This window comes from Streptomyces sp. NPDC053431 (assembly GCF_044544925.1).
In the GTDB taxonomy this organism is placed as follows: domain Bacteria; phylum Actinomycetota; class Actinomycetes; order Streptomycetales; family Streptomycetaceae; genus Streptomyces.
Window position 1 is genome coordinate 101045 of sequence record NZ_JBITXX010000007.1, and the last position, 9598, is coordinate 110642.

The 9598-nt window shown below is 75.2% G+C and carries 8 protein-coding genes; 5 read left to right on the top strand and 3 right to left on the bottom strand.

Translation table 11 applies throughout. The features are described from left to right. Positions 1–256: 256 nt before the first annotated feature. Positions 257–1798, bottom strand: a complete 1542-nt coding sequence (locus tag ACIGXE_RS18765; protein ID WP_399748686.1) for a DUF3152 domain-containing protein — start codon at positions 1796–1798, stop codon at positions 257–259. Between the two features lie 8 nt (positions 1799–1806). Then, positions 1807–2790 carry an alpha/beta fold hydrolase gene (locus ACIGXE_RS18770; protein ID WP_399748688.1) on the bottom strand — a complete coding sequence of 328 codons (984 nt, stop codon included), beginning with the start codon at positions 2788–2790 and terminating at the stop codon, positions 1807–1809. 123 nt (positions 2791–2913) lie between these two features. Here ACIGXE_RS18770 and ACIGXE_RS18775 point away from each other — a divergent pair, with 123 nt between their 5' ends. The 4 genes from ACIGXE_RS18775 to ACIGXE_RS18790 all read left to right on the top strand — a co-directional run bounded on the left by ACIGXE_RS18775 (position 2914) and on the right by ACIGXE_RS18790 (position 5009). Next, a complete protein-coding gene (locus ACIGXE_RS18775; protein ID WP_399748690.1) occupies positions 2914–3129 on the top strand; it encodes a hypothetical protein in 216 nt (71 codons plus the stop codon). A gap of 337 nt (positions 3130–3466) precedes the next feature. Beyond that, the gene (locus ACIGXE_RS18780; protein ID WP_399748692.1) at positions 3467–4126 is read left to right on the top strand and encodes a TetR/AcrR family transcriptional regulator; all 660 of its coding nucleotides are present in this window, start codon (positions 3467–3469) and stop codon (positions 4124–4126) included. Between the two features lie 136 nt (positions 4127–4262). After that, positions 4263–4490 carry a DUF3107 domain-containing protein gene (locus ACIGXE_RS18785; RefSeq protein ID WP_399748694.1) on the top strand — a complete coding sequence of 76 codons (228 nt, stop codon included), beginning with the start codon at positions 4263–4265 and terminating at the stop codon, positions 4488–4490. A 249-nt stretch (positions 4491–4739) separates the two neighbouring features. Continuing rightward, complete coding sequence (locus ACIGXE_RS18790) at positions 4740–5009, top strand: hypothetical protein (RefSeq protein ID WP_399748696.1); 270 nt, start codon at positions 4740–4742, stop codon at positions 5007–5009. Between the two features lie 122 nt (positions 5010–5131). Here ACIGXE_RS18790 and ACIGXE_RS18795 read toward each other — a convergent pair whose 3' ends face one another. Further along, complete coding sequence (locus tag ACIGXE_RS18795) at positions 5132–5863, bottom strand: ferritin-like fold-containing protein (RefSeq protein WP_399748698.1); 732 nt, start codon at positions 5861–5863, stop codon at positions 5132–5134. Positions 5864–6344: 481 nt separating this feature from the next. On the opposite strand from ACIGXE_RS18795, the gene ACIGXE_RS18800 reads away from it, so the two are divergent. Further along, the gene (locus ACIGXE_RS18800) at positions 6345–9203 is read left to right on the top strand and encodes a DEAD/DEAH box helicase (RefSeq protein WP_399748700.1); all 2859 of its coding nucleotides are present in this window, start codon (positions 6345–6347) and stop codon (positions 9201–9203) included. Positions 9204–9598: the final 395 nt, after the last annotated feature.

Sequence of the window (9598 nt, forward strand, 5' to 3'; positions counted from 1 at the left end):
GCGGGTGGTGGGGGGGGCTGCTGGCTCGGCCGCGGCCCCGGGGGGGTCGTGCTTCGTCCTGCGGGGGGGGGGGGGGGGGGGGGCGGCCCCCCCCCCCCCCCCCCACCACCGGAAGGGGTGAATGCACGTAACTTTCGCACCGTGGTCGCGTTCCGTCGCGATACGGGGCGACTCGATCACTCTCCGTCAGGGTGAGGCGTCCGCTTGACCGGGACGCCCCCCTCACCCGTCGGACGCGCGTCCGACCGACGGGGCGTCAGCTCCCGGGGTGCACCCAGGGGTTGGGCCGGCACCTGATGCCGTCGATGTCCAGGGACTTCGTCTGCTGCTGCATCACGGGCGCGAGCGCGCCGGGCGTACGGCAGCTCACGTGACCGTGCCCGAGCCGGTGCCCGACCTCGTGGTTGATGAGCATCTGGCGATAGGCGTGCATCGCCCCGGGGCCGAAGGTCGCCGAGCCCTGGGCCCAGCGGAAGGCGTTGATCATCACGCGCTCGGTGGAGGCGGAGTCGCAGGACACGTTGTCGACCGTCGTGTCCAGGCCGGACTTGCGGCACCAGTCGCCGGTGGTCCCCGGGCTGGCCAGGGTGATCACGAAGTCCGGCTCGCCGCTGGAGATCCGCTCGAAGGTCATCTCGCCCTGCCCCGCCCAGCTGCGCGGGTCGTTGAGCGTCTTCTGCACCGCCTGCGCGAACAGCGCCCCGTCGAGCCCGAGTCCCTTCTCCACGTCCACCCGGTAGCGGACCCTGCGTCCCTTTCCGGGCGCCTTGTCGAAACCGGGCACGGCCTGGAACTCCCCCGAGCCCTTCAGCCGGGGGTCGATGGGGAACTGGCGGGCCATCAGCTGCTCGTACGTCGGCGGGGCGGCCGGCGCCCGGTTCGCCGGGACGGCCCGGTCGTCCGAGCGGGAGGCCGGGCTCGCTGCGTCGACCCGGTCCGCGGACTCGTCCGCCGCGCTGGTGCTGTGCCCGGCGTCGCTCTCGCGCTCGGCCACCTGACCGGCCACGACCACGGCGAGCACGGTGGTGACGGCGGCGGCCGCGATCCCGGTGAGGGTCCGCCCGAGCCGGGCCGGCTGTCGCTCCGTGGACGGCGGGACCTGCTCGCCCTCCGCCGCCTCCCGGGTCTCCCCGGGGCGCTGGTCGGGCTCCGCCGGCGCGGGCACGGGCGGCGCCGCCCGGCGCGGTCCGGGAATGAAGGGAGCGGCGGGCACGCCCTCCTCGTGCACCGGATGCCCTCCGCGAGCACCGGTGTCGTACGGCCCCCGGTAGCGGGGCGTGCCGTGCATCGGCGTGTCGTAGGCGGGCGCACCCGCGGCGGGGGCGCCACGGCCGGGCGTGTCGTACCCCGGAAGGCCGTGGGCGGGAGTGTCGTACGCCGGGGCGGCCTGGCGCGGGCCGCCGTAGCCCGGGACGCCGCGCGCGGGGGTGTCGTACCGGGGGCCGGCCTGGCCGCGCGGGGCGCCGTAGCCGGGGACGCCGTGTGCGGGAGTGTCGTACACCGGGGCGGGCTGCCCCTGCGGGCCGGGGCCCTGGCGGCGCGGGCCCTGCCCGGGCGCGGCCTGGCCGCGCGGGCCCTGGGCGGGGGCCGCCTGGCCGCGCGCGCCGTACCCCGGAACGCCATGGGTCGGCGTGTCGTAACCCTGCGTGTCGTAGGGGCCGGGCGACCGGGGCGGCGCCGGGGGCTGCTGCCCCTGGTCGCGCCTGCGTCGTCCCGTCCCCGGGCCCGGCCCGCCGGCCTCCCGCTGCCCGGTGTCTGCCACCGGGGCAGCGGCGCCCTTGCGACTATGTCGTCCCACGGTCCGGCTCAGCTCCCGCCCTCGGCCGCCGCCTGGTGCGCGGCATCGGTGATCAGCTCTCGTGCCGCCGCGGCGACGGTCTCCGGGTACTCCATCATCGCGACGTGCCCCGCCTCCGGAAGCGTCAGGAGGCGCGAGCCCCGGAACGCGGCGGCCGCCCTGCGCGCCATCCGGTACCCGACCAGCTGGTCGCGTCCGCCGTAGACGAGGAGCGTCGGGGCGAGCACCCGCTCGGCCTGGCGCCACAGCCCGTGCTGGCCGCCCAGGGTGTACGCGTCGACGATGCCGCGCGAGGAGCGGGCCATGGCGTCCCAGAAGTACGGGAGCTCCAGGCGCCGCTCCATCTCCTCGACGGCGTGCCGGAGGCCCTCGTCCGTGACGCGGCCGGGATCGCCGTAACAGAGGGAGAGCACCCCGCGGACCCGCTGCTCGGGCGTCCAGTCCTTGGTCAGCCGCGCGAACAGCGGGGCGACTCCCGGCAGCGCGAGCAGCGCCGTGGGCCACGCGGCGCGCTGGGCCCGCAGCTCGGGCAGGGCCGGCGAGATCAGGGTGAGGGTGCGGACCAGGTCGGGGCGCACGGCGGCGACCCGGGTGGCGACGGCGCCGCCCAGCGAGTTGCCGAACAGGTGCACCGGACCGCGGCCGGCCGCGTCGAGCAGCCGGATGACCGCCCGGGCGTGTCCCGTGACCGAGTAGTTGCCGTCGTCCGGCGGCGGCGAGTCGCCGAAGCCCGGCAGGTCGACCGCCTCTCCGTCGACCAGGTCGGCGAGCAGCGGCATCATGGCCGACCAGTTCTGGGAGGAGCCGCCGAGCCCGTGCACGTAGAGCGCGGGCGGGAGACCGGGCTGCGCGCCCGGCCGGGCCCGCACGGTGAGCGTGAGCCCGGGCAGCGCGACGGAGCGCAGCTCCTCGCCGGCGGCGATCCGCACGGTGCGGGACCGGGTCGCGGGTGAGGCGGCGGTCCGGGTTTCCGGCAGCTCGGTCGAGGACATGGCAGCGATATTACGAGACGATCACGCCCGGGCGCGTGTGGGTGGCGTCACAGGAGGGGGTGCGGCGCGCCGACGGAGCTCCTAGGCTCGGAGGTGACAGTCATCGCGACCGGAAGGAACCGCATGACCGCCGACCCGAACGAGCCGGACACATTCGCCGAGGAAGAGGACGTCGTGCTCGACGAGGAGACCCCGGAGGCCGACGCGGCCGAGCAGCACGCCGAGCTGCAGCAGCGCGAGGACGAACCGCTCGGTCAGATCCCGCACGAGTCGGCGAACGACGCGGACGCCGTCGAGCAGGCCCGTGTGGTCGCGCTGGACGAGGAGGACTACCGCTGACGTCCGGGCGGGCTCCGGTTCGTCCCGGCTTCCGACGCGCCCCGAGCCAGGGCCCGACCACGGCGCGTCGCTTCGGCGTGCTCGCACTTTCGGGATGAGGGCGCGGGTCCGGTTTCCGGCTTCCGCAGCCTCGGCGTAACCCCACGGCTACCGCCGAGTAGCCCCGTCGCCCCCTGCTGATCTGTTCGATTGCATGACCATCTTCTTGCCCGATGCCTCTCGCCCCGGGCGTCCGGTCCGTGAAATTCTGCGCTCGCACCGCGCGCAGCCGGGTTACCCAAAAGTACGATGGCCGCGCGACGCATATGCGCGCATGGATCGATTTTTGGGAGGCGGCGTGAGCGCCATCGAGCAGACAGAGGCAGCACGCCCGCGGGGCACGCGCCTGCCGCGCCGTGCCCGACGCAACCAGCTCCTCGGCGCGGCCCAGGAGGTGTTCGTCGCGCAGGGGTACCACTCGGCCGCGATGGACGACATCGCCGAGCGGGCCGGAGTCAGCAAGCCGGTGCTGTACCAGCACTTCCCGGGCAAGCTCGAGCTCTACCTCGCCCTGCTCGACCAGCACTGCGAGGCCCTGCTCCAGTCGGTGCGCACGGCGCTCGCCTCCACCACCGACAACAAGCTGCGGGTCGCGGCGACCATGGACGCCTACTTCGCGTACGTGGAGGACGAGGGCGGCGCCTTCCGGCTGGTCTTCGAGTCCGACCTCACCAACGAGCCGGCCGTGCGCGAGCGCGTCGACCGGGTCTCGATGCAGTGCGCGGAGGCCATCTCCGACGTCATCGCCGAGGACACCGGGCTCGCCAAGGACGAGTCGATGCTGCTCGCGGTGGGCCTCGGCGGCGTGTCGCAGGTCGTCGCCCGCTACTGGCTCTCCAGCGAGTCCCCGGTCCCCCGCGACAAGGCGGTGGCCCTGCTGACCTCGCTGGCCTGGCGCGGCATCGCCGGCTTCCCGCTGCACGGGGCGGACGGACAGCTGAGCGCCGAGGGGCACTGAGGCCCGCGCCGGCCCGGCGCGTCTGTTCGCTCCTGGCGTTCCGCGCCCGCGCCGCTCCGTCCCCTCACCGGGCTAATGTGTGGCAGGTACGGCGCGGGATCCACGCGCAAGGCTGACCGTTCGGAGGGACATAGCCGTGGAGGTCAAGATCGGCGTGCAGTACGCACCCCGGGAGATCGTGCTGGAGAGCGGACAGTCCGCCGAGGAGGTCGAGCGCGCGGTGGCCGACGCGCTGGCCGGCAAGGCGCAGCTGCTCAGCCTGACGGACGAGAAGGGCCGCAAGGTCCTGATTCCGGCCGACAAGATCGCGTACGTCGAGCTCGGTGAGCCGGCGGTGCGCCGGGTGGGCTTCGGCGCGCTCTGATCGGCGGACAGGAACAGCGGGGCCCGGTGGACGGAAGTCCACCGGGCCTTTCGTCTGTCCGGCCGCGGACGGCCGCCGCCCGGGGTGCGGTCCCGCCCCGGTGCGTCGTCCGGTCCCGCCACCGTGCGTCTCCGGTCCCTCCGCCGTCTGCGCACGTCAGGGCGTACGGGGAGGATTGTCATCACGAGTGACCGGGTAGGACGGGAGTGACCGAACTGCCCGCCCCGCACCGACGCGAGGTGATTCGCCGTGTTCCTGGAAGCCCTCGGTTCCGCTCTGCTCGGCTTCGCCCTGGCCTGGGCCGCCGTGCACCGGCTCGCCGACCGCCTCCCCGCACGGGGCGTCGTCCTCGTCACGGGAACGCTCGGCGGGGTCTTCGGCGCCCTGGTCACCCACGGGGCCCTGGGTCCCGGGTTCTTCCTGGCCACCCTGATCGGCGCCGTCGCGGTCGCGGCCGTGCTGCTCTCGCTGCTGCTGCGGCCGGCCTCGCGACGGCTGCGCCGATCAGCCGCGGCGTAGCCGACCCGCCGAGGTGCGGACGGCCGGCCGCGGCGGACCGCCATCCCCGCGGTGTGCGAGGGCGGACAGCCGCGGCGTACCCACCGACCCGCGGCGTGACCGGGTGAGGTGACGCCGGTCCGTCAGGCGGCGAGGCCGAGCGCGGCCATGCGCTTGGTGTGCGCCTCGGTGATCCGGGAGAACATGCGGCCGACCTCGGCGAGGTCGAAGCCCGCGGCCATCCCGTCCACGCCACCGACCAGCATCGTCGACAGCGCGTCGCGCTCGGCGACCACGCGCTGCGCCTGCGACAGGGCCTCGCCCATCAGCCGGCGCGCCCACAGGGCGAGGCGGCCGCCGACCCGGGGATCGGCGTCGATCGCGGCACGGACCTTCTCGACGGCGAAGTTGCCGTGGCCGGTGTCGTCGAGCACGGAGAGCACGAGCGCCCGGGTGTCTGAGTCGAGGCGGGCCGCGACCTCGCGGTAGAAGTCACTCGCGATCGAGTCGCCGACGTAGGCCTTGACCAGGCCCTCCAGCCAGTCGGACGGGGCGGTCAGGCGGTGGAAGTCGTCCAGCGCCTTCGCGAACGGCTCCATGGCCGCGGTCGGCTCGGCCTCGACCGTGGCGAGCCGGTCGCGCAGCTGCTCGAAGTGGTGGAACTCGGCGGAGGCCATCTTCGCCAGCTCCGCCTTGTCCGCGAGGCTCGGCGCCAGCTTGGCGTCCTCGGCGAGCCGCTCGAAGGCCGCGAGCTCGCCGTACGCGAGCGCGCCGAGCAGGTCGATCACGGCGGCGCGGTACTGAGGCACGGCGGAGGCAGTCGCCCAGTCCTGGGCGGCGATACCGGTGGGTGTGGCGTTGTCAGGCGTCTCCATGAAGCGCACAATAGCCCGCTCCGCCGGTGGGCCAAGGCCCTGGTCAGTGACTGTGACCGCGACCTCGTCGGGAATTCTCCCGACACACATGCGCGATTCCGGGGTACAGTGGTAATGCGCCTGCTGAGTATGCGGACATGCTTTCGCACGTTCGGACGTACCCCGTAGGCCGACTCATGAATGAGGATGCCCGGTCGGTGGCCCGATCGGCTCCGGCCCGACAGCCCTTCCGGCGCCCTGCCGAAGGGTCCCTCAAGCGGCACGACGCTCGAGCGACGGCAGTGGTCCCGCGCCAACCCGGTGACGATCTTCCCGATCGCACCGGAGGCTCCCGGCACGGTGAGACCCCCATCGCTCGCCTCGCGCCGCGTCTCACAGAAGAGGCAGCACCCTGACTACGTTCCGAGACCTCGGGATTCTTCCCGAGACGGCCGAGGCCCTGGAAGCCGTCGGCATCGTTTCCCCCTTTCCCATCCAGGAGATGACCCTTCCGGTCGCCCTTTCCGGCACCGACATCATCGGCCAGGCGAAGACCGGTACGGGCAAGACCCTCGGCTTCGGCCTCCCCCTCCTGGAGCGCGTCATCGTCCCCGCGGACGTCGAGGCGGGCCGGGCCCGGCCCGAGCAGCTGACCGACGCACCGCAGGCGCTCGTCGTCGTCCCCACCCGTGAGCTGTGCCAGCAGGTCACCAACGACCTGCTGACCGCCGGCAAGGTGCGCAACGTGCGCGTCCTCGCCATCTACGGCGGCCGGGCGTACGAGCCGCAGGTCGAGGCCCTGAAGAAGGGCGTCGACGTGGTCGTCGGCACCCCCGGCCGACTGCTCGACCTGGCGGGCCAGCGCAAGCTCGACCTCTCCCACGTCAAGGCCCTGGTCCTGGACGAGGCGGACGAGATGCTCGACCTGGGCTTCCTGCCCGACGTCGAGAAGATCATGAACATGCTTCCGGCGAAGCGCCAGACCATGCTGTTCTCGGCGACCATGCCGGGCGCCGTCATCGGCCTGGCCCGCCGCTACATGTCGCAGCCCACGCACATCCGCGCCACCTCGCCGGACGACGAGGGCGCGACCCACCGCAACATCGCGCAGCACGTCTTCCGCGCCCACTCCATGGACAAGCCGGAGATGGTCGCCCGCATCCTGCAGGCCCGCGGCCGCGGCCTCGCGATGATCTTCTGCCGTACGAAGCGCACGGCGGCCGACATCGCCGAGCAGCTGGAGCGCCGCGGCTTCGCCTCCGGCGCGGTCCACGGCGACCTCGGCCAGGGCGCCCGCGAGCAGGCCCTGCGCGCCTTCCGCAACGGCAAGGTCGACGTGCTCGTCTGCACCGACGTCGCCGCGCGCGGCATCGACGTCGAGGGCGTCACGCACGTCATCAACTACCAGTCCCCCGAGGACGAGAAGACCTACCTGCACCGCGTCGGCCGCACCGGCCGCGCGGGCGCGAGCGGTACGGCGATCACGCTGGTCGACTGGGACGACATCCCGCGCTGGCAGCTGATCAACAAGGCGCTCGAGCTGGACTTCAACGACCCGGTCGAGACCTACTCCAGCTCGCCGCACCTCTACGAGCAGCTGGACATCCCCGAGGGCACCAAGGGCATCCTGCCGCGCGCCGAGCGCACCCGCGCCGGTCTCGACGCGGAGGAGCTGGAGGATCTCGGCGAGCCCGGCGGCCGCCGTGCCCGCGGCGGGCGCCAGGAGAAGACCGAGGAGCGCCCGGCCCGCACCCGCACCCCGCGCCAGCGTCGCCGCACCCGCGGCGGCTCGGACCTCGCGGACGCTCCCGAGCAGCCCGGCGCCGAGACCCCGGCCGCCGACGCGGACGGCGCCGAGGCCCCGGCGACCCCGCGCCGCCCCCGTCGCCGCCGCACCCGCGGCAACACGGCGTCGGCCGGCATCCCGGTCGCCGGCGCGACCACCGCCGTCGCGGAGGCGGCCCCGGCCGAGGCCCCGGAGGCCGAGGCCCCCGCCGCCGAGCCGCGCGCCCGCCGCACGCGGACCCGCTCCGCCGACCGCGCGGCCGAGACCGCCGGCACGGAGACCGTGGTCGTCGAGACCCCGGCCGCCGAGGGCCCGGCCGCCGAGCCCGTCGCGACTGAGGCCCCGGCCACGGAGACCCCCGCGACCGGGACCCGCGCGCGCCGCACCCGTAGCCGCTCGGGCAACACCCGTACGGCCGAGGCCGTCGCCACGGAGACCGTCGCCACGGAGACCGTCGCTGCGACGGCGGTCGCCACGGAGACCGTCGTCGCCGCTCCGGCCGCCGAGGCGCCGGTCGCGACCACCGTCGCAGAGGCTCCGGCGCCCGTCGCCGAGGCCGCCGTGACCGAGGCCAGGCCCCGGCGTCGCCGTGGCCGTGGCGGTGCCCGCCCGGAGACCGTCGAGACGGCGGTCGCCCCGGCCGCCCGTGCCGCCGCCCCCGTCGAGGCGCCGGCCCCGCGTCGGCGTCGCGTGCGGCGTCCGGTCGCCGAGGAGACGGTGACGTTCCAGACGGTCGAGACGGCCGCCGCCGCGCTCGCCGCCACCGTCACGGTGCCGGCGCAGGCCACGACCGAGCCGACGCCGGCCCCCGCCGCGGAGCCGAAGGCCGCTCCGGTCGTCGCCGTGACCGCCGCCGTTCCGGCGCAGGCCACCGAGTCGGCGGCCACCGGGCCGCGGGCTCGCCGCCGCGTCACCCGCCCGGTGACGAGCCCGTCGGCGCCGGTCGAGGCACCGAAGGAGCCGGAGACCCCGGCCGCCCCGGTCGAGGAGCCGAAGCCGGCCCGCCGGCGCGCGACCCGTCGTGTGTCGAGCCCGGTGACGTCGACGCCGGCCGCCGAGGCCGTGGTGATCGTCGAGGCCGCCCCGGCCGCCGCGCCCGTCACGGCGCCGGTCGAGGAGCCGAAGAAGGCGGCCCCGCGCAAGCGGGCCGTCAAGAAGGCCGCCGAGCCGGTCGTCGCCGAGGCCGCCACCGAGGTGGTCGAGGCCGCGCCGAAGACCCCGCGCAAGCGGGTCGCCAAGAAGGCCGTCGCCGTCGAGGCGCCGGTCGACGGGGCGGAGACCGCGGAGGCGGCGCCCAAGAAGGCCGCACCGCGCAAGCGGGTCGCCAAGAAGGTCGCCGAGGCCGTCACGGAAGCCGTCGCCGAGGTGGTCGAGGCCGCCCCGAAGGCGCCGCGCAAGCGGGTCGCCAAGAAGGCCGTCGCGGCCGAGGCGCCGGACGCGTCGGAGCCGAAGACGCCGACCCGTCGGCGTACGGCGAAGAAGGCCGCCGAGGCGGTCGAGCCGGCGGAGGCGCCGAAGAAGGCCGCCCCGCGCAAGCGCGTCGCGAAGAAGGCGACCGCCGAACCCGAGGCGTAAGCACGCCCGAGCATCACCCGCCGCGGCCCGGCCCCTCCCCGAGGGACCGGGCCGCGGCGCGTATGCGACCGGGGCGGGGCCCACCCGACCGTGCCCGTCCCCGCCGCCGTACCCGCCGCCCGATCGAGCCCGCTGAGCCGAGCATCACGCGCTCCGCCCCAGCTCCTCCCCGGTCGCATACGCGCCGCGGCCCACCCCGCTCCGCCCGGCCCGCCCCGCTCTGCTTCCCGGGCCCCGCTCCGCCCCGCCTTGCCCCCTCCAACCGAGATCCACCCCGCTCCGCCCGGGACAGCGCAGCCCGACCGCGTCCGTCATCCCCGAAGGTGCCCGTCACCGCCGCCGTGCCCGCCGCCCGATCGAGCCCGCTGAGCCGAACGTCACGCACTCGGCCCCAC